Source organism: Ilyobacter polytropus DSM 2926, assembly GCF_000165505.1.
GTDB lineage: Bacteria > Fusobacteriota > Fusobacteriia > Fusobacteriales > Fusobacteriaceae > Ilyobacter > Ilyobacter polytropus.
In genome coordinates this window covers 1,670,445-1,690,307 of sequence record NC_014632.1, presented here as the reverse complement: position 1 = coordinate 1,690,307, position 19,863 = coordinate 1,670,445, and the positions used below count along the sequence as shown (strand labels likewise).

General features: G+C 33.7%; 19 protein-coding genes. 18 read left to right on the top strand and 1 reads right to left on the bottom strand.

All coding sequences use genetic code 11. The features are described 5' to 3' along the window. The first annotated feature begins 54 nt into the window (after nucleotides 1-54). From ILYOP_RS07925 to ILYOP_RS15175, 11 genes are all read left to right on the top strand, one after another. Nucleotides 55-1,182 carry an ester cyclase gene (locus ILYOP_RS07925; RefSeq protein ID WP_013388019.1) on the top strand — a complete coding sequence of 376 codons (1,128 nt, stop codon included), beginning with the start codon at nucleotides 55-57 and terminating at the stop codon, nucleotides 1,180-1,182. 26 nt (nucleotides 1,183-1,208) lie between these two features. Next, on the top strand, nucleotides 1,209-2,222 hold the full coding sequence (locus ILYOP_RS07920; protein WP_013388018.1) for a nuclear transport factor 2 family protein: 1,014 nt from the start codon (nucleotides 1,209-1,211) through the stop codon (nucleotides 2,220-2,222). 234 nt (nucleotides 2,223-2,456) lie between these two features. Next, nucleotides 2,457-4,109: a phosphoenolpyruvate carboxykinase (ATP) gene (locus ILYOP_RS07915; RefSeq protein ID WP_013388017.1), complete on the top strand. Its 1,653-nt coding sequence runs from the start codon at nucleotides 2,457-2,459 to the stop codon at nucleotides 4,107-4,109. Nucleotides 4,110-4,324: 215 nt separating this feature from the next. Then, nucleotides 4,325-4,609, top strand: coding sequence for a hypothetical protein (locus ILYOP_RS07910; protein ID WP_013388016.1), 285 nt, complete (start codon nucleotides 4,325-4,327; stop codon nucleotides 4,607-4,609). Nucleotides 4,610-4,696: 87 nt separating this feature from the next. Next, on the top strand, nucleotides 4,697-5,035 hold the full coding sequence (locus ILYOP_RS07905; RefSeq protein WP_013388015.1) for a zinc ribbon domain-containing protein YjdM: 339 nt from the start codon (nucleotides 4,697-4,699) through the stop codon (nucleotides 5,033-5,035). Nucleotides 5,036-5,269: 234 nt separating this feature from the next. Next, nucleotides 5,270-6,028: a transporter substrate-binding domain-containing protein gene (locus ILYOP_RS07900; protein WP_013388014.1), complete on the top strand. Its 759-nt coding sequence runs from the start codon at nucleotides 5,270-5,272 to the stop codon at nucleotides 6,026-6,028. A 168-nt stretch (nucleotides 6,029-6,196) separates the two neighbouring features. Beyond that, nucleotides 6,197-7,987: a DNA helicase RecQ gene (gene recQ / locus ILYOP_RS07895; protein ID WP_013388013.1), complete on the top strand. Its 1,791-nt coding sequence runs from the start codon at nucleotides 6,197-6,199 to the stop codon at nucleotides 7,985-7,987. Nucleotides 7,988-8,100: 113 nt separating this feature from the next. Further along, a complete protein-coding gene (gene rbr / locus ILYOP_RS07890) occupies nucleotides 8,101-8,637 on the top strand; it encodes a rubrerythrin (protein ID WP_013388012.1) in 537 nt (178 codons plus the stop codon). Between the two features lie 86 nt (nucleotides 8,638-8,723). Then, nucleotides 8,724-9,593 carry a zinc transporter ZupT gene (gene zupT / locus ILYOP_RS07885; RefSeq protein ID WP_013388011.1) on the top strand — a complete coding sequence of 290 codons (870 nt, stop codon included), beginning with the start codon at nucleotides 8,724-8,726 and terminating at the stop codon, nucleotides 9,591-9,593. 428 nt (nucleotides 9,594-10,021) lie between these two features. Continuing rightward, nucleotides 10,022-10,762, top strand: a complete 741-nt coding sequence (locus tag ILYOP_RS07880) for a sulfite exporter TauE/SafE family protein (RefSeq protein WP_013388010.1) — start codon at nucleotides 10,022-10,024, stop codon at nucleotides 10,760-10,762. A gap of 116 nt (nucleotides 10,763-10,878) precedes the next feature. Beyond that, nucleotides 10,879-11,670 carry a GIY-YIG nuclease family protein gene (locus tag ILYOP_RS15175; RefSeq protein ID WP_013388009.1) on the top strand — a complete coding sequence of 264 codons (792 nt, stop codon included), beginning with the start codon at nucleotides 10,879-10,881 and terminating at the stop codon, nucleotides 11,668-11,670. A 55-nt stretch (nucleotides 11,671-11,725) separates the two neighbouring features. Here the strand turns inward: ILYOP_RS15175 and ILYOP_RS07870 are convergent, their stop codons facing one another. After that, complete coding sequence (locus ILYOP_RS07870; protein WP_013388008.1) at nucleotides 11,726-12,253, bottom strand: type 1 glutamine amidotransferase domain-containing protein; 528 nt, start codon at nucleotides 12,251-12,253, stop codon at nucleotides 11,726-11,728. Nucleotides 12,254-12,429: 176 nt separating this feature from the next. Between ILYOP_RS07870 and ILYOP_RS07865 the strand changes: the two genes are divergently transcribed. From ILYOP_RS07865 to ILYOP_RS07835, 7 genes are all read left to right on the top strand, one after another. Further along, on the top strand, nucleotides 12,430-12,717 hold the full coding sequence (locus ILYOP_RS07865) for a hypothetical protein (protein ID WP_013388007.1): 288 nt from the start codon (nucleotides 12,430-12,432) through the stop codon (nucleotides 12,715-12,717). A gap of 512 nt (nucleotides 12,718-13,229) precedes the next feature. Next, nucleotides 13,230-13,949 carry a gamma-glutamyl-gamma-aminobutyrate hydrolase family protein gene (locus tag ILYOP_RS07860; RefSeq protein ID WP_013388006.1) on the top strand — a complete coding sequence of 240 codons (720 nt, stop codon included), beginning with the start codon at nucleotides 13,230-13,232 and terminating at the stop codon, nucleotides 13,947-13,949. Nucleotides 13,950-14,083: 134 nt separating this feature from the next. Next, a complete protein-coding gene (locus ILYOP_RS07855) occupies nucleotides 14,084-15,664 on the top strand; it encodes an ABC transporter substrate-binding protein (protein WP_013388005.1) in 1,581 nt (526 codons plus the stop codon). An 83-nt stretch (nucleotides 15,665-15,747) separates the two neighbouring features. Continuing rightward, entirely contained in the window at nucleotides 15,748-16,683 is a 936-nt protein-coding gene (locus tag ILYOP_RS07850) for an ABC transporter permease (protein ID WP_013388004.1), read from the top strand. 183 nt (nucleotides 16,684-16,866) lie between these two features. Continuing rightward, on the top strand, nucleotides 16,867-17,736 hold the full coding sequence (locus ILYOP_RS07845; protein WP_222838850.1) for an ABC transporter permease: 870 nt from the start codon (nucleotides 16,867-16,869) through the stop codon (nucleotides 17,734-17,736). A gap of 42 nt (nucleotides 17,737-17,778) precedes the next feature. Beyond that, entirely contained in the window at nucleotides 17,779-18,774 is a 996-nt protein-coding gene (locus ILYOP_RS07840; RefSeq protein ID WP_013388002.1) for an ABC transporter ATP-binding protein, read from the top strand. A 12-nt stretch (nucleotides 18,775-18,786) separates the two neighbouring features. Continuing rightward, entirely contained in the window at nucleotides 18,787-19,767 is a 981-nt protein-coding gene (locus tag ILYOP_RS07835; protein ID WP_013388001.1) for an ABC transporter ATP-binding protein, read from the top strand. Nucleotides 19,768-19,863: the final 96 nt, after the last annotated feature.

The following is a 19,863-nucleotide window of genomic DNA, read 5'->3' as shown; positions in this document are numbered from 1 at the left end:
TGGGACATAGGTAAAATATCTTTATAGAGGGTTTTCAAAGAAGGGGGATATTAGATGCAAGAAAAGATGAATATTGAAAATATAATTTTTTATGGTGACTCAAAAGAGGTAAATAGTGTGCGGAACTTAGATTATAATGACTATAAAAAATTAGACAGTAAAAATCAGGATTTAAAGGGTTTTGATTCAAAATATAAGGATTTTGTAGATTACATTATACGAATAACACATAATATTTGGGAAGAAAAAGGCATAGGCATTATTTATGATACCTACTCCAACAATGTGAATATGCATTTTGGGTCTTTTAACGTCAGCGGTATAAAATCAGTAATTGCAGGAACCCTAGAGACGCTTTTCTCTTTTCCAGACAGAAGACTCGTCGGTCAGGATGTCATCTGGTCGAGACACGGTGAGAGAGGATACATGTCATCTCACAGAATACAATCTACAGCTACAAACATGAATGACAGTTCCTTTGGACCAGCAACAGGAAAGAAGGTAAGCTTCAGGACTACTGTAGACTGTGCAGTTGAAAATAATAAAATTTATGAAGAGTGGCTTGTAAGGGACAACTTATGGATTGTAAAGCAACTTGGATTCGATCCTGTAGAAGTAGCTAAGAAAATGGCAAATAATTCTGTTTTAAAACTTACCTCAGGGATGGAAAGTATGGGAATAAATGAAAATATGAAGGGACAGTTGACTCCAAGCCTGTACACTGCAAAGTCAGATGAGATCGGGGAAATTTGTCTTGAGATGATCTCTAAGATTTATAATTACAGGCTATTTAATGAAGTCGAAAATTATTATGCTTCTAATGCAGTTGTGCATTATATATGTGATAAAGACCTGGTAGGGCATCAGCAGATTCAGGGAATGCTCATAAGCTTATTTGCTTCTTTTCCCAATGCAAATTTTATAGTAGAACGGATAACATATAACGACAGAGAAGAGGAAAATGGATTTGATGTTGCTGTCAGGTGGAGACTGTGTGGCGTGCATGAGGGCCTTGGTTATTTTGGGAAGCCAACCAATAAGATGGTAGAAATTCTTGGGATTTCTCATCTTACGATGATAGATGGAAAGGTTGTAGAAGAGTGGATGACCTATGATGGACTTGATGTATACAGACAAATTCATATTGAGGGTATAGGGGATGAGGTTAAAGAAGAGAATTAAGATTCAGATAATTATTGGAGGATCTAATGGGAAAATATCAAGAGGCAAAGAAGAAAGTCAGAGATTATTTTGATGCACTGGAAAGTGCAAGAGTGGAAGATATAAAAAATGTATTAAAAGAGTATATGAGTGAAGACTACTTATTTAGAGGAGTGTATCCTTTTAGGGAACAACATGGAACTGATGCGACAGCAGAAAATTTTTGGATACCTTTAAAAAAATCTTTGAAGCGAATGCAGAGAAGGCAGGACATATTCATCGGTGGCACAAATGAAATCAGTGGAGAGAAATGGGTAATGTCTATGGGTCACTTTATGGGACTTTTTGATGAAGAGTGGATGGGTATTAGACCTACTGGTAAAATGATAAATCTAAGATATGCTGAATTTAGTTGTGTTGAGAACGATAAAATAACCAAAACAGGAATATTTATAGATATCATTGGATTTATGATTCAGGCTGGAGCCAACCCTTTACCACCTTCAACAGGGTCATGCTTTGTATATCCAGGACCGAGGGATCACAACGGCTTACTTTTTGAAGATGCTCCAGAAAATGAAGGAATAGAAACCTTGGCCCTGGTAAATAAGATGGTTGATGATCTTTCAGCTTTAAATGACAGCGGAGCCATGGGATGCCCACCGGAAGTTCTTGAAAAGTCTTGGTCTAAAGATATGATCTGGTATGGACCGGGAGGTATAGGAGCCAGTTATACTATTCCTAGGTATCAGCTCCAGCACCAATTGCCTTTTAGGAATAATTTAAAGGATAAAAAATTCAACGGACATGTATGTAGATTTGCAGAAGGAAATTTTGCATGTTTTTTTGGATGGCCAAATCTATCAAATGTACCAATCGGAGGTTTTTTAGGTCTACCTGGCGGAGAAATAAAGGCAGATATGCAGGTGGTAGATGTTTATTACCGTAAAGGAGATAAATTGTCTGAAAATTGGGTTCTCATAGATATACCTTTTTGGCTAAAACAGCAGGGGCTAGATATTTTTCAACGTACTCAACAAATTTTAAATCCAAAATTATAGTTTTTTAATGATTAAAAATGGGGTTTCCCCATTTTTTTTTGGAAAAATTCTCTAAAATCAGGTATTTGTTAATTTATAAAGAGAGTTGAGATATCATTAAAACTAAATAGTGTACACATTTTGATTAAACATTGCCTTTTTTATGTTCAAAAAAAAACCAAAAAACATTGACAAACTGTTTTTTAGTAGTTATAATTCTACTACACTTAACAATGTTCACAGGGGGTTAATGAGATGTCTACACTATTAGGTCTAAATAAAAAAGATATAGGGACAAACACACCATTGATGTACTCTAAAATACGTACAATACTGGAAACAGCATTTTACAGAAATAATGTTATAAACGTGGGGACTTTAAAAGAAGCTTATAATCTCGCAAAGAACTCTCCGGGAACAGTAGTAACTGATCTGCCAATATATAAAACTGAAGAAATAGGTCTAGAGGAAGATTCTAAAGTTCTTATCTTCAACGACGGAGACAGAACGGGAAGAACTGCAGCAGCAAGAAAAATCCTTGGAGACAGAGGCGTTGATGAAAATGAATATGCAGGAAAGCTGAGGGAGGCTGTTTTTTCCTCTAGAAAAAAGAAGATGTACAGAGCCTCAGTATGTGTAGGTCTGCATGAAGACTTTATGGTAAGGGCACACTTACTTATTCCTGAAGGTTATGAAAATGTTCTTTATTCATGGATGCTCAACTTCCAAGATTTTAATGATGAAATAAAGGTAAAGTATGATAATTCTGAGACGATAGAAGAGGGAGATATCTTTGTATACTCTGATCCAGACTGGTCTCATGAAGATCATCCAGTTGGTCTCACATTTTTTGACTCAGATCACAACTGTGCTGCCCTATTGGGAATGAGATACTTCGGAGAACATAAAAAAGGAACACTTACACTGGCATGGACCATTGCCACAAGATGTGGATATACTCCGTGTCACGGGGGGCAAAAGAGATACAACCTTCCAAATGGTGACAAGTTTGTGGCTGGAGTCTTCGGTCTGTCAGGTTCTGGGAAATCTACCATCACCCATGCAAAACATAAGGATAAATATGATGTAACTGTGCTTCATGATGATGCCTTTATTATATCCAATGACGACGGTTCATCAATCTCTATGGAGCCATCTTATTTTGATAAAACCCAGGATTATCCTACAGATTCTCCTGACAATAAATATCTTCTTACTATGCAAAACTGTGCCGCTACAATGGATGACCAGGGTAAGATAGTCCCTGTTACAGAAGATATAAGAAACGGAAATGGAAGGGCTATCAAATCAAAGTACTGGTCACCAAACAGAGCATATAAATTTGAAAAAAAATGTGATGCTATATTCTGGCTAATGAAAGACGAGAGTATGCCTCCTGTAATGAAAGTAAATTCTTCTACACTGGCAGCAACTCTAGGGGCTACCCTAGCCACCAAAAGGTCTTCTGCAGAGCATTTATTAAAGGGCGTAGACAGTAATAAACTGGTGATAGAGCCTTATGCAAATCCATTTAGGACCTATCCTTTATGTAATGACTATAAAAAGTTCAAGTCTTTATTTAAAGAGAGAGAAATAGAGTGCTATATACTTAATACAGGTTTTTTTCTTCACAGGAAGATAACACCGGAAATTACATTAGGGATTATAGAGTCTATAATTGAGAAAAAAGGCGGATTCAAAAAGTTTGGACCTGTGGATAATATTGAATACATGGAGATAGAAGGGTATAATCCAAATTTTGATGATGTAAACTATATAAATCTAGTACAAAGCAGAATCCAGACTAGACTTGATTTTATAGGTGAACTTAGAGAATTTAACAGACTTCCATATGAGGCTAGTGAGTCACTTTATAAAATCCTTGAAAAACTTGAGTCAATTAAATAATAGTTGAATTCAAAGTACAGAAAAAAGACCAGAGTTATTCTCTGGTCTTTTTTCTGTACTGCATTTTTTAGATTTTTAAAAAAAAACAAAAATAGTGGTATGATTTAGACAGGAATAATATTTTGAATGAGTTAAATTCTTATATATTTTGACTTATTTTTGACAAAGGTTTATAATTGTAAAATAACAATTAACAAATAATAAGGGGGAAGCTCATGAAGATAAAGATTATCCAAGGAAAAGAAGTGGTTATAGAAACAAAAGTAACCTCTCTCAATATTTATGAAGATGGATGTGTTGAATTTCAAGTTCCTGATAATAGTTATTATGTAACTACTCAGGGAATAAACCCAGAAAAGGGAGAAAAAACACTGTGGTTTGAAAAGTTTAAAAATCCAGATGATTTAGAAGATCCCACAGAGATAAAGGAACTACCTTTAGGAAGTGTAAAAATATCACTCATGTTAAATGAAAAATGGGAAGAAATTCCTTTTAGGTAAACTTTATAAAAAAATATTCAAAAGACTGAGAATTACCCTGTGATTATTTAAGTTAATAATATTAAAAAAGAATGGAGAAAATGAATTATGATTGATTTACCAAATTGCCCAAAATGTAACTCGGAGTATACTTACGAAGACGGAAACCTATTAGTATGTCCAGAGTGTTCTTATGAATGGAATCCAGAACTTGAAAATTCTGAAGAGGGAGAAAAAATATACAAAGATTCCAACGGAAATGTACTTGTTGACGGAGATACAGTAAGTGTAATAAAAGACCTTAAAGTAAAGGGAAGTTCTCTTGTTGTAAAAAAAGGAACTAAAGTTAAAAATATAAGATTAGTTGATGCTGACCATGATATTAAGTGTAAGATCGATGGTGTAGGAGCTATGGAACTTAAAACTGAATTTGTAAAAAAAATATAAATACTGAATTAAGAAACCAAGCTAAGTGCCTGGTTTCTTTTTTTTTTTAATCATTTTATAAACAAAAATTCTATTTTTACCTTCAGATCTTTTGTATGAAAATAGATATTTAGTATGATTTTGTTTGCTCTATAACCAATTATATCGAACAAAAATTAAATAAAATTGTCATCTATATTTATATGGTGTTTTTAAGTAAAATCTAACTATTAAATAATTAATCGGGGGGATAAAATGAAAAAAATATTATTAATACTAATGGTCGTGGTATTTTCTGCGATTTCATTTGCTGAAGGAAGAGTAGACAGTATTTTAAGGAATAAAAAAATAAGAGTCGGAACAACTGGAGATTATAAACCTTTTACTTACTATAACGGGAAGGACTATGAGGGGTATGATATTGAAGTGGCAAAATATATAGCATCTGAAATAGGTGTAGAGTTGGAATTTGTTTCTACTACATGGAAAAATCTTATTACGGATCTGGAAGCTGACAAATTCGATATTGCCATGGGAGGAATAACAAGAAGGACAGGAAGGCAATTAAAAGCTGAAATATCAAGACCATATCTAGTATTTGGTAAATGCCCTATAGTTAGAAAAGCAGACGAACAAAAATATAAGTCTCTAGAAGATATAGACCAGCCAGGTGTGAAGGTGGGAGTGAATATAGGGGGAACCAATGAAAAGTTTGCTGATCAGAATATAAAATCGGCTAAAATAATAAGATATGAGAAAAATCTGGATGTACCGGTGGCTGTCATGAAAGGAGAGGTAGATGTTATGATATCAGAGACTCCTGAAGCGATGCATTATGCAAACGAATATAAAGAACTGGCATCTCCAATGACAGCAAATCCTATGACGAAAAGTCAATTAGGTTATTTAATTCCAAAAGGAGATAATGAAATGCTGAATTTGATTAACTTTATAATGGATGAGATGGAATTAAAAGGTATTATGGATAAACTCAAAAGAGAAAATATCAAATAATTTTACACAAATTTATAACAAAAGAATCCAAAGAAATAAGTACCTGTAAACTAGACAGTGTCAAAAACTGTCAGTTTACAGGTTTTTTTATTGTGGACTATAAAGTAGTTAAAGAATATAATGAATAATCAGGGAAAATAAAAAATCACCATAAAATATGGAGGTAAGATGAATAATATTCGTGAAATTTTAAAAAAATATTTTGGTTACGTTGATTTCAGAGAAGGTCAGGAAGAAATAATTAAAAATATTTTAAATAAAAAAGATACCTTAGGGATAATGCCTACAGGAGGTGGAAAATCTATATGCTATCAGATACCTGCACTGATATTTGACGGTATTACGCTGGTGATTTCTCCGCTTATATCCCTTATGCAGGATCAGGTTACTGCCTTGAATTCCCTAGGGATAGAGTCGGTATATATAAACAGTTCCTTATCCCAGAGAGAATCAAATGAGATATTTAAAAATATAAGTCTAGATCAATATAAAATTGTGTATGTGGCACCAGAAAGGCTGGAAAATGAATATTTTTTGGAACAGATAAAATCTAAGAACATATCTCAGATTGCAGTAGATGAAGCTCACTGTATATCTCAGTGGGGTCATGATTTTAGGAAAAGTTATCTGGGGATACCCAGGTTTTTGAAAAAACTTCAGTCTAAACCTGTTATATCGGCATTTACAGCCACAGCAACCCCCAAGGTAAGAAATGATATAGTTGGGAATTTGAATTTTGATCCCGATATATATTTAAATGGATTTGACAGAAAAAACCTTAAATTTACTACTGTAAAAGGCGTAAACAGTCTGGCATATATAAAAAAATATCTGAAAGAGCACAGTGGTGAGGGAGGAATAATCTATGCCTCCACCCGTAAAGAGGTGGATTCTATTTATAATGAACTTTTGAGCAGGGGATATAAGGTAGGTAAATATCATGCAGGTCTTAAGGACTCTGAAAGAGAAGAATATCAAAACAGATTTGTAGAAGATGAGCTAGACATAATGGTTGCTACTAATGCCTTTGGGATGGGTATAGACAAGTCTAATGTAAGATTTGTGATACATAATAACCTTCCAAAAGATATAGAAAGCTATTATCAAGAAGCAGGAAGGGCAGGAAGAGACGGACTTGAAGCTAACTGCATTCTTATATTTAATCCTAAAGATATACTGACTCAGAGATTTTTTATTGAAAATAATCAGTTTGATAACTCCCGTGAGATCATGGATGTAAAATATGAGAAGCTAAATGCCATGGTGAATTACTGTCATACTTCGAAATGTATACGATCCTATATACTAGAATATTTTGGTGACGAGAAAATAGAAAACTGTAGCAACTGCAGCAACTGTCTAGATACAGGTCAGACAGAGGATATAACTATCGAAGCACAAAAGGTAATTTCTTGCATAGGAAGAACCGGGGAGAGATTTGGGGTCAATATGATAGTAGGGATATTGGCAGGATCTAAAAATCAAAATATATTAAAGTGGAATTTAAATAAAATAAGTACCTACTCACTTATGAAAGAGTATAAGCAAAAGGAGGTAAGAGCTATTATAGACTTGCTTATTGGTGACGGATATATAGAGGTTCTGAAAGGTGAATTTCCAACTTTAAAGCTGACTAAAAAAGCTTATTCATTTATAAAGAATAGGGAAACTTTTGTAAGGAAGGTAGCACAGGTAGATAAAAAAATAAGTTATGAGGGAGAGCAGTATTTTGATGCTCTCAAGAAACTGAGGTACGAAATAGCAAAAGAGGAGGGGAAGCCCCCCTATACTGTTTTTTCAGACAAGACTCTTCACGAAATGGCCAGGTATCTTCCTCTGAACAAGGAGGATATGCTTGATATACACGGAGTCGGAGAGGTGAAATTTGAAAGGTACGGAATACAGTTTATAGAGGCAATAGAAAAAATAAAATCCTCTTTATCTCCGGAACAAATCTGATGAGAGAAACTAAATGTCATAGTTAATTTAAAAAATTTTATAATTAGATATTTGAAAAATAAATTTCTGTATGCTAAGATTTAAATATATTAAATTTTATAAAAGGGGGAATTATGAATTTAAAGGGCACTAAGACAGAAAAAAATCTACTTTCTGCTTTTGCAGGGGAATCACAGGCTAGGAATAAATATACATATTATGCTTCTCAGGCTAAAAAAGAGGGATATAACCACATTGCATCTTTTTTTGAAGAGACAGCACACAATGAAATGGCACATGCAAAAATATGGTTTAAACTTCTTCATGAAGGGATGCCTTCTACAGCTGAAAATCTAAAAGATGCAGCTGAGGGAGAAAACTATGAGTGGACTGATATGTATGAAAATTTCGCAAAGGATGCAGAGGCAGAAGGCTTTGTTAAAATAGCTTTTCTTTTCCGTGAAGTTGGTAAAATAGAAAAAGAGCATGAAGAAAGATATTTGCAGCTTTTAAAAAATGTAAAAGATGAAAATGTATTTAAAAAAGAAGAAAAAGTAGTATGGGAATGTGGAAACTGCGGATACTTAGTTGAAGGAGTAAAGGCACCGGAAATGTGTCCTGTGTGCGACCATCCAAGAGCACACTTTAAAGTTCAGGCTAAAAATTATTAATAAACCTTTTACTTATAAAAGAGTCCAAAGGGGCTCTTTTTATATACTATAATAAATAAAAACCGATAAATAAAAGGAGGATTGTTATGTGGGATAGTACGGTATTGTTCGCCTTTGGACTTACACTTTTTGCCGGGCTTTCAACAGGGATAGGAAGTGCCATGGCCTTTTTTGCCAAAAAAACAAACACAAAGTTTCTTTCCATTGCCTTGGGTTTTTCAGGAGGTGTTATGCTCTATGTTTCTTTTGTAGAGATATTTGTAAAGGCAAAGGACGCTCTAGTGGCGGAGCTAGGGACAAGAAATGGATATTGGGTCACTACATTGGCATTTTTTGGGGGGATAATGGTTATAGCTATTATAGATAAACTTGTCCCATCTTTTGAAAATCCACATGAAGTGGCAGGTATAGAGGAGATGGTAGAAATAGAAAATATGGAACACCATTTAGAAGAGATGGAAGCTGAGGAGGCCAGTGAACACACAGGTCATAAACATAAATCAGGTTCTCTATATAGAATGGGTATATTTTCTGCCTTGGCTATAGGTATTCATAACTTCCCAGAGGGGCTGGCTACCTTTGCTTCTGCAATTAAGGATCCAACTCTAGGAGTTTCCATAGCTGTGGCTATAGCCATTCATAACATACCTGAGGGGATAGCTGTGTCTGTACCGATATATTACGCTACTGGAGATAAGAAGAAAGCATTTTTCTATTCGTTTTTATCTGGACTTTCAGAACCAGTAGGAGCCTTAGTGGGGTATGTATTACTTTTTAGATATTTCAATGACTTTGTATTTGGGATACTTTTTGCAGGGGTAGCAGGTATAATGGTATTTATCTCATTGGATGAATTACTTCCAGCAGCACAAAGATACGGAGAGCATCATCTTTCGATCTACGGACTGGTGAGCGGTATGGCAGTCATGGCAGTGAGCTTATTACTCTTTGTTTAAATCAAAATCCAAAAATATGATAAAAAAGATTGTTTATCATAAAAGTAAATAAAGTGGAAATGAAAAACAATAAAAAAGACAAAAGTGTTTGTATTATTTTATAATTTAATATGGCATATAACTTTTTTAATTTTAAAGTTTTTTATTTTAAACTTTTTTTAAAAAACTTAAGTCAAAAGATTAGAACATAAAAAATTAAGCATAATTTAAAAACCTCTCCTTAGAAAAACAGCTGTCATCTCCCCGACAGCTGTTTTGTCGTTTCAGGGTAAAATCTATAGAATCTGAGTGTTAAGAAATACAGAACTTTAAAAATAAACTTATAAAAATTGAGAATTAATTATTTTTTGTAGACATATAAAGAATATAGAATTATACTGTATACAAGAGTTTTAATTTTTATAAAAATATGCTAAGAGGAGTGGAATATGATATATATAATTCTCGCAGTGGGAGCCTTGATAGCAGGAGTTATAACTGCTATTGCAGGGGGCGGAGGAATGCTCATAATGGCTATTCTGATGATGGTGGATATGCCTATAAAAATGATAATAGGGACCAACAGGCTAAGTGCCCTGATGGATAACGGTACCAGTGCGTATCACTACAATAAAAATGGTAATGTAAATAAAACATTTTTGAAATATGCAATTATACCTGGTGCTATAGGAACCATAGCAGGGACAAAGATGCTGGCTATGATGGACGGAAAAGTCCTTGAAAGACTAATTCCTATGATACTTATAGCCCTTGTGATACATTCCCTTACCTCTAAAAAGGTTGGGATAGAAAGCAATTTTGAAGGGTTCACCAAAAAGACCATTGCCATGGGAATAATTGTCACCTTTATTATAGGGGTTTATATGGGATTTTTCGGTATGGCAGCAGGAAGTTTTTTTGCCCTTGCCCTTGTTTATATATTTAAATTTGATTTTTTGGAGGCAGTTGCTACAGTGAAGCCTCTCCTTTTTCTCATGGGAGTGACTTCTATATTTTTTTATGCTGCAGAAGGTCTGATAGATTATAAATATGCTTTATTTATAACTGTTTTTAGAATTCTAGGAAGTCGTTTTGGAAGTGGATATGCAAGTAAGAAAGGTTCCAAACTTGTAAAACCTGTTTTTTTGACTCTCTGTATGGCAATAGTTCTGAAAGATGTATTTTATTGATTTTTAGAAAAAAAGACTTGAATTTTCAGGTCTTTTTATTTTTTTAAAAAGGATATAACCAAAAATAATGAAAGAAATTAAAATAAAGAAATTTCTGTAGAAAATTGGAGGTGAAAATGAAAGATAAAAAAAGAAATATAAAGAAAATTGAAGGATATAATTTTAAATTTATATGCAAAATAAATCTCGAGACTGAAAAGGGTGACTTAATTGAACACTCTCATCAAGATGAATTTAGTAATTTGGAAAAAAAGAAGCTTAACCCCTACGGGAAAGAAAAATTTTGTAAGTTTAGAATTCCAAAGATAAAAAGTTCCGGGGTATACTGCATAATGGAAGATAATAAGGTGGTTTATATAGGTGAATGTCTCAACTTAGGACTAAGGTTCAACTCTGGATATGGGGTAATATCTTCTAGAAATTGTTTTGAAGGGTTTCAGACTGTGAACTGCAAGATAAATAGTCTTATATTGAGGTCATATAAAGAAAAGTCAAAGTTAGAACTTTATTTTTTAAAAACCTCCAATAGGAAAAAATTAAAAAAAGAGTTACGGAGAATAATTAAACCTGTGTGGAATGAAAAAAAAGTTGTTTTTAGTTCTGATGAAATTTTAGAGTCTCCAAGAATACCGAAAGACAGCGACATAGATATGATTAAAAATAAGGACAGTAAGTATGGTAAATACTGGAAAATATTCAACTTTTTAAAAAATGAAAAGGCAGAGAGTATAGAGGTGTCTCTATCAAAACTAGAGGATATTTTAGGATTTAAACTTCCAAAGTCAGCCCGTGCTTATAAGGCCTGGTGGTCAAATGGTGGACATTCCCACTCAAAAAACTGGATGGATGCAGGCTATAAGGTAAAGGTCGTATCCCTTGGAAAAAAGATATGTTTTTATAAAAATTAATAAAAAATAGACCGATCTGAAAATCTAGAACGGTCTATTTTATGTTTTTTGGAAGTTATTTAAGCTTTAAAAAAGCTTTTACCAGTTCCCTGTTGTAATCGGGAATATCTGGGGGCCTTCTGCTGGAAACAAAGTTTTCATCAACCACCACAGCGTCGTCATGCCATATAGCTCCGGCATTTTCCAAGTCATCTCTTATACCAGGGGTGCTGGTCACATTTTTTCCATTTACAACCTTGGCGGATATAGTGACCCATGCAGCATGGCATATCTGACCTATTACTTTTTTCTCTTTATTCATGTCTTTTATAATTTTTAAAAGTTCCGGATATCTTCTGAGTTTATCAGGGGACCATCCACCTGGAATTAGAATTCCATGGAAATCATCGTGGGAAAGGTCTAAAAAAGAGTGGATTGATTCAGCTGGTACACCGTATTTACCGATGTATTTTTTATTTTTTTCAATTCCTGCTATGACAACATTTGCTCCTTCTTCACGAAGTCTCATAACAGGCACCCAAAATTCTAAATCTTCAAAATCGTCACTTAAGACAGCAAGTACATTGATGCCTTTTAATTTCATAAATAAACACCTCCTATTATTAAGTATTACTCAAAAATCAAAAAAATTAAAGGAATAAACCTAAATAATTCTAGATTTTAATTAAGGTTACTTAATAAAATTTATTTTTAGGGAGATTTTATAGTTATTGAATTAATTTAAATGTATAATAAAAGATATTATAATAGGAGGTAATTATGGAAATATCAATAGAAGAAAATGTAAAAAAATATTTGATCAAAAAAGAAAAAATGATTTTAGAAATAACTTATGACGATCCTAAAGGATGCTGTACCCCCTATACTCCCGCTGTTCAGGTAAAGGCCTTTAAAGAGTATCCCAATAAAAACAGCTATAAAAGTTTTCAGGTAGATGAATTTTCTGTTTTTTTAGAGAACTCCCTCCTTGAAGAAAATGGGTTCAGGGTTTATTCGCAAGTTAAACTACCTTTCCTTCCTATGGTTATAGAAATTGAAAAGTTATAGTTGTATTTCAAGAGTTTTTCAACATATAAATTTAATAATAACAGGTCCTAGATTCCTTAGTTAGAAGATCAAAAAAGTGGAAACGTAAAACATATAAATGCTTGATTTTATTTTTATATAGGGATGATAAGTTAAAATTATGGTTTATGGAGTAGCCTTTTATGATATAATTCCGAGATGTTTAAAAAATGATAAAAAAAGGTCTTAGATAAAATAGATTTTAATGGAAGAGTTTTAAACTCGGTGCCAATGATAACGGTGGTCTTTTGAGATAAAGTTAAAAATTCTTCGAAAAAACCAGGTTATTTTAAGTCTATAAAAAATAAGAACCAAGAGGTTATAAAGAATTGTTCAGAATTTTTTATAGTTTGTCCCAGTAAATTATGACTGTTGTACTACAGTTTTAGGATTGATTTTCCACAATGTCTTTATAAAATTTTTAAGTTGTGATAAAATAACGATATTAATTTTGTCGGCTTATATAATAAAGTCAGATTGATTTGAGGTGGAGTATGAAAAAAATTGGGATATCGTCAGGTCTGTACATCAATAATAAGATGTTTAATGATTATAAAATGACATGTGTTGCAAATAATTATATGAATTCAGTTATACTGGCTGGGGCAGTTCCTTTTGTTTTGCCTTGTATTGCAAATGAAAATATAATTGAAGAGCAGTTAAAAAATTTAGACGGGATTATTTTTACAGGTGGAGAAGATTGTTCACCTGCCCTGTATGGTGAGGAAACCCTTTCTAAATGTGGTAGAATTACACCGGAAAGAGATGAAGCAGATATGCTGTTTCTCAAGAAAGCCCTAGAGCTAAAGATACCTATTTTAGGTATTTGCAGAGGAACGCAGCTTCTAAATGTAATTTTAGGTGGGAGTTTGTATCAGGATTTATCATATATGGAAGAAGAAGCTTTCTTGAAGCATCAGCAGGAAATAAATCAAGCTCAACCATCTCACAAAATAAAAATTCAAAATAATTCATTTTTAAAAAGTATTTTAGGTGGTGAGGCATGGGTAAATTCATTTCACCATCAATCCATTAAAGAACTTGCGTCATGTTTTAAAATAAGTGCAGAATCATCAGACGGGGTTATTGAGGCGTATGAATCAATATCTGAAGATTATTTTATGCTGGGTGTTCAGTGGCATCCTGAAATGATGGCAGCACGGGGAAATGATAAGATGTTAGAATTATTTAAAAAATTTATTGAAAAATTATAGTGATTAATCAAATTTTTTTTGAAATTTATAATCTTATTTGAAAATCATTTAGCTGATTTTTAAAGATAAACCAGGGTATATAAAATATAAGTTTAATCAATATAAATTTTAAGAATGAAAAAAGGGGGGATAAGATGAAAAAAATATTAAAATTTTTATCACTTACATTTATCTTGGTGTTGTTATTCGCTGGATGTGGTGGTAAAAAAGAAACAGAAGAGACAAGTGCAGAAACTACAAAAGAAAAAGTTTTAAAGGTGGCAATTGATAAGGATGCTACAAATTTAAATCCTGTGTTCGTTACAGACCTAACTGGAGAAATGTTTGCAGCAAATATATTTGATACATTAGTAAGCTACAAAGATGATGTGTCTAAGCCAGCTCCGGGAGTTGCTGAAAAATGGGAAATATCAGAAGATGGAAAAACATACACATTTTATTTGAGAAAAGGAGTCAAATTCCACAATGGGACGGAACTGACTGCAAAAGATGTGAAATTTACTATTGAAGCTATTATGGATCCTGCAAATGCAGCGGCCAGCAAGCAGTATTTAAATGATGTTGAATCAGTGCAAGTAGTTGACAACTACACTGTCAAATTTACGCTAAAAAATGTATATGCATCTTTTATGCTTTTACTTGGATCACCACAATTTGGAATTTTACCGTCTGAATATATTGCAGAAGTCGGAATGGAAGCCTTTGACAGAGATCCTATAGGGACCGGACCATTTAAATTTCAAGAATGGATTCCAGACGATCATATTACCCTTGTAAAAAATGAAGACTATTTTTTAGGAAAACCAAATCTTGACCAGGCAATATTTAGACCTATACCAAAAGCCGAAGTAGCTTCTGTTGAGCTTAAGTCCGGAGGTATAGACCTTGCATCTAGTTTATTGCCTCAGGATATTATGAGTTTTCAGTCTGATTCAAATTTTGAAGTTCAACAGACACCTGGACTGTCATTTCAATATGTTGGTTTTTCAGCGGTACAAAAGCCTTACTCTGATGTGAGATTTCGAAAAGCCATATACTATGCAACTGATTTTGACAGTGCAATAAAGGGAATTTATGGTAGCACAGGAGAGAGAGCGTATTCTTGGATACCTCCTGTGGTATTTTCAAATGATAAAGAATACATGAAATCTAAAGCACTTCCATACGATGAAGCAAAGGCGAAGGCTTTGTTTGATGAATTGAAAGCAGAAGGAGTATTAAAAGAAGGAATGGAAATTCCTATTCTATCACCTCAAGATGCTTTTAGATCTAAAATAGCAACAGCTATGGCATCGAGCTTAGTTAAATACGGATTCAAGCCAAAAGTTCAAACCCTTGAATTTGGAACTTTACTTCCATCTACAGAAGATGGTAAAGCAGGAATTTATCTGCTTGGATGGGGTTCTGTGCCTGATCCTGATAGATGGACATATGCTTTATTCCATACTGACGCAGGTAAACAAAATAGATCAAAATATTCAAACAAAGTGGTCGATGAAGCACTGGTAAACGGTAGAAATACAGCAGATATAGCTAAAAGAGAAGTAGAGTATGTCAAGGCAATGAGACAAGCAATCGGAACGGATTATATTCATATTCCATTGATATTCAAAAATATCAACGTGGTTCATACTAATAAAGTTAAGAATTTTAAGCCATCGCCTCAGGGATATATATATTTATATACACCTGAAAATAATGTGGATATACAATAAGGTTTGTCATAAACATTTAAGAGGCTGCTTTTAACCAAGCAGTCTCTATTTTTTAATATAATTACGAGAAAGGGAGAAAACTTATGGTGAACTATATTATGAGAAGACTTCTCATGCTTGTTGTAATACTATTCTCAGCGTCATTGATAATATTCCTTATTATGAAGGCAGCACCAGGTGATACAGCTACAGTTTTACTTGGAGAAAATGCAACTAAACAAGCAATAGCCGAAGTAAATGCAAAATACGGTTTAGATAAACCGATACATATTCAGTATATAAAAATGATAACAAATTTTTTTACAGGAGAGTTGAAATCAATTTATTACAAGGATAATGTAATTAAGATCGTTATACAAAGACTACCTGCAACTCTTGAGTTGGGATTTTTTGCAATAATATTAGCTGTTTTAGTATCAGTTCCGGTAGGTATAATTTCAGCAGTTAAACGGAATTCAATTTTTGATTATTTAGCAATGTCCACAGCTCTACTTGGAATATCTATCCCAGTATTTTTTACAGGTATTATACTGATGTATATTTTTTCTGTTAAACTTGGGATATTACCTGCATCTGGTTATGGGGGACATATCTGGACAGGAGGATTTAAAAATTTCATTTTGCCTGGTGTTTCTTTATCCTTTGTATTGATGTCATCAACAACACGTCTAACCCGTTCTGCCATGCTAGATGTTATCAACCAGGATTATATGAGAACGGCAAAGGCAAAGGGTCTTACAAAAATGAAGATAATTATAGTACATGGTTTAAAGAATGCCATGATTCCAATTGTTACAAATATAGGAAACCAGGTTGCCACAATATTTTCAGGGGCTGTTTTAACTGAAACTGTATTTTCATGGCCTGGTGTAGGTCGGCTTGCTATTGATGCAGTATTTCGTAGAGACGAACCTCTTGTTTTTGGAGCGGTTATCATGCTTGCAGGAGTTTATGTGATAGTTAATCTCTTTGTCGATATACTTTACGCATTTATTGATCCGCAAATAAGTTACGAATAGGAGGGCAATGTGAAAAATATTATAAAGAAAAATTATTTACATATAATTATCTTAACTTTAAACGTTTTCTTTCTTTTTATTTTTGTTAAAAAAGCTCTTTTGAACACTGACACGAAAATATCATATTTATCATTTGTACTTTTTACTGTTCTGTATTCAATTGTTTTCAGGAAAAAAATGTTGATGGAAAAAATCAGGGAACAAGAACAGATAAAGTCTAAGTGGGATATGGCTTTAAAAAAATTAAAGAAAAATAAGAATTCAATGCTTGGTCTAGGGATTATCACTCTTATGATTTATATTGTTATGCTAGCACCTTTTTTAGCCACATATAATCCTGTAGAAATTGACTGGAGCTCTATATCACAAGGTCCTAGTAAGGCTCATTGGTTTGGTACTGATGAATTTGGTAGGGATCTTTTTTCTAGAACCTTGTATGGTTCGAGAGTGGCTATGGGTGTAGGTGTTCTTGCGGTTATGATAAACAGTTTAATAGGGACCATACTAGGGTTAACAGCTGGATATTATGGAGGAAAAGTAGACAATATAATAATGAGAATAGTTGAGATTTGGAATTCGATTCCCTTTATTCTCCTGGCGATAGTTCTTATGTCAACTTTTGGGACAGGACTGATAAACTTAATTATTGTTGTTAGTTTGACGGGTATAATGGGATTTGTAAGGGTTGTCCGTAGTTCCGTTTTACTTGTTAAAGAGATGGACTATGTATCTGCTGCAAGGGTTATGGCTATACCGGACTTGCATATAATAACAAAACACATTCTTCCAAATTGTATAGGACCTATAATCGTTTTATCAACTTTGAGGATAGGTGATATTATCCTTACTGTTGCTGGTTTATCTTTTCTTGGATTGGGTATCCAGCCCCCAACTTCATCCTGGGGTCAGATGTTATCTTCTGGACAGCAGTATCTAAGTGTTAATGTTTGGATGTCAGTGATTCCTGGAATTTGTATATTGCTCACAGTATTTGGATTTAACTTATTTGGTGACGGATTGAGAGATGCACTTGATTCGAAACTTATAGATTAAAGAAGTTGTCAAGGCGAATAATAAGGAGTTGAATTAGATCTAATGGATAACAGACAGCCTATTTTGGAAATAAAAGACCTAAAAACATATTTTTATACTGACGATGGAGTGGTAAAGGGTTGTGACGGTGTAAGTTATAAAGTTTACGAAGGTGAAACTTTGGCACTAGTTGGTGAGTCAGGATCTGGAAAATCTGTAAGTGCCATGTCTATTTTGCAGCTTATTCCAAGTCCACCTGGAAAAATCGTTGAAGGAGAGATTTTATATAATGGTGATAATCTTGTAAATTATTCTGAAAAACAGATGGAAAAAATTAGGGGGAACGATATTGCAGTTATTTTTCAGGAACCGATGACTTCGCTTAACCCTGTATTAACTGCCGGATACCAAATTATGGAACCTCTTAGATTACATCAAAAATTAAGTAAAAATAAAGCAAAAGAAAGGGCTGTTGAACTTTTAAAGCTAGTGGGAATTCCTTCACCTGAAAAAAGATTTAAAGAGTATCCTTATCAGATGAGTGGAGGTATGAGACAAAGAGTAGTGATAGCTATCGCCCTTGCATGCAACCCTAAGCTTCTCATCGCAGATGAACCAACTACAGCACTTGATGTTACAATTCAAGCCCAGATAATTAACCTTGTAGAAGAGATGCAGGAAAAGTTGGGTATGGCCATATTGATGATCACACATGATCTCGGTGTTGTAGCTGAAACAGCAAACAAGGTAGCGGTAATGTATTGTGGGAAGATAGTCGAGTATGGCAGGGTGGATGATATATTCTATGATTCAAAACACCCGTATCTTCAAGGGCTAAAAAAATCTATGCCAAGACTTGATTCAGAAAAAGTTGAGGAATTGTACGTTATAGAAGGGATGGTTCCAAATCCTTTGAATTTGCCAGTTGGGTGTAAATTTGCCGATCGTTGTGAATATGTAATGGAGATTTGCAGAAAAAAGGAACCTGAGGCTGTTTATTTTGGAAAAGAACATTATGCAAGATGCTTCTTGTATAGTGATTCTAATGAATCTGAGTAAAGGGGAATAAATATGGAAGAAAGAATTTTGAAAGTAGAAGACTTGAAAGTTTATTTTCCTGTTAAAAAAGGGATATTGAAGAAGACTGTCGGTTACATAAAGGCCGTTGACGGGATATCATTTGATTTGAAACCAGGTGAAACAATTGGACTTGTAGGTGAGTCAGGATGCGGAAAAACTTCTACGGGAAAAGCCTTGGTGAGGCTTAATCCGATTCATGAAGGAAAGGTATATTATAATGGGCAAAGCCTTACTGAATTAAAAGATGAGGAATTTAATAAATTAAGACCAGATATTCAGATGATATTTCAGGATCCCTTTTCATCTCTAAACCCTAGAATGACAGTTGGGGAGATAATAGGGGAACCTCTGAAATTTCATAGAAAAAATGAGGATGTAACTGAACTGGTAATTAAATACATGGAGTTAACAGGGTTGAGGAAGGAATATCTAAAGAGATATCCCCATGAGTTCTCAGGAGGTCAAAGACAGAGAATAGGTATTGCAAGAGCTCTTGCATTAGAACCTAAACTTATAATTGCAGATGAACCTGTGTCAGCACTAGATGTTTCCATTCAGGCACAAATTATTAACCTGATGATGAAATTGCAGAAAGAGTTAAACCTTTCATATATCTTTATTGCACATGATTTATCAGTTGTAAAGCATATTTCTGACAGGATAGTGGTAATGTACCTTGGAAACGTTATGGAAATTAGCCCTTCAAAAAAACTTTATTCAGAGCCTTTTCATCCTTATACAAAATCACTTATTGCAAGTATACCTGTCCCCGAGCCTGGGAAAAAAGGAAAAAGAGAATTTTTACAAGGTGAGATTCCTTCACCTCTCAATTCTCCTGTAGGATGTAAATTTTCTACAAGATGTAAATATGCAGATGATTTATGTAAAGAGAAAAGACCTATACTTGAAATTGTTGAGGGAGAGCATCAGATTGCCTGTCACCACTGGAGAAAAATTAACAATGTTGAATAATTAATTAAAATATATATTATAATATTTGCCACACAAAAAACTGTGTAAAAAAAGAGCCTTTTTGAGGCTCTTTTTTTGACATAAAGAGAATTTAGT

Excerpts from the sequence above, each read along its gene's own strand:
- ILYOP_RS15175 (WP_013388009.1), top strand. The coding sequence starts at position 10,879 with ATGAAAGATAAAAAAAGAAATATAAAGAAAATTGAAGGATATAATTTT.
- rbr (WP_013388012.1), top strand. The coding sequence starts at position 8,101 with ATGAATTTAAAGGGCACTAAGACAGAAAAAAATCTACTTTCTGCTTTT.
- ILYOP_RS07905 (WP_013388015.1), top strand. The coding sequence starts at position 4,697 with ATGATTGATTTACCAAATTGCCCAAAATGTAACTCGGAGTATACTTAC.
- ILYOP_RS07840 (WP_013388002.1), top strand. The coding sequence starts at position 17,779 with ATGGATAACAGACAGCCTATTTTGGAAATAAAAGACCTAAAAACATAT.
- ILYOP_RS07900 (WP_013388014.1), top strand. The coding sequence starts at position 5,270 with ATGAAAAAAATATTATTAATACTAATGGTCGTGGTATTTTCTGCGATT.
- ILYOP_RS07915 (WP_013388017.1), top strand. The coding sequence starts at position 2,457 with ATGTCTACACTATTAGGTCTAAATAAAAAAGATATAGGGACAAACACA.
- ILYOP_RS07925 (WP_013388019.1), top strand. The coding sequence starts at position 55 with ATGCAAGAAAAGATGAATATTGAAAATATAATTTTTTATGGTGACTCA.
- ILYOP_RS07920 (WP_013388018.1), top strand. The coding sequence starts at position 1,209 with ATGGGAAAATATCAAGAGGCAAAGAAGAAAGTCAGAGATTATTTTGAT.
- ILYOP_RS07865 (WP_013388007.1), top strand. The coding sequence starts at position 12,430 with ATGGAAATATCAATAGAAGAAAATGTAAAAAAATATTTGATCAAAAAA.
- recQ (WP_013388013.1), top strand. The coding sequence starts at position 6,197 with ATGAATAATATTCGTGAAATTTTAAAAAAATATTTTGGTTACGTTGAT.
- zupT (WP_013388011.1), top strand. The coding sequence starts at position 8,724 with ATGTGGGATAGTACGGTATTGTTCGCCTTTGGACTTACACTTTTTGCC.
- ILYOP_RS07870 (WP_013388008.1), bottom strand. The coding sequence starts at position 12,253 with ATGAAATTAAAAGGCATCAATGTACTTGCTGTCTTAAGTGACGATTTT.
- ILYOP_RS07845 (WP_222838850.1), top strand. The coding sequence starts at position 16,867 with ATGGAAAAAATCAGGGAACAAGAACAGATAAAGTCTAAGTGGGATATG.
- ILYOP_RS07880 (WP_013388010.1), top strand. The coding sequence starts at position 10,022 with ATGATATATATAATTCTCGCAGTGGGAGCCTTGATAGCAGGAGTTATA.
- ILYOP_RS07855 (WP_013388005.1), top strand. The coding sequence starts at position 14,084 with ATGAAAAAAATATTAAAATTTTTATCACTTACATTTATCTTGGTGTTG.
- ILYOP_RS07835 (WP_013388001.1), top strand. The coding sequence starts at position 18,787 with ATGGAAGAAAGAATTTTGAAAGTAGAAGACTTGAAAGTTTATTTTCCT.
- ILYOP_RS07910 (WP_013388016.1), top strand. The coding sequence starts at position 4,325 with ATGAAGATAAAGATTATCCAAGGAAAAGAAGTGGTTATAGAAACAAAA.
- ILYOP_RS07860 (WP_013388006.1), top strand. The coding sequence starts at position 13,230 with ATGAAAAAAATTGGGATATCGTCAGGTCTGTACATCAATAATAAGATG.
- ILYOP_RS07850 (WP_013388004.1), top strand. The coding sequence starts at position 15,748 with ATGGTGAACTATATTATGAGAAGACTTCTCATGCTTGTTGTAATACTA.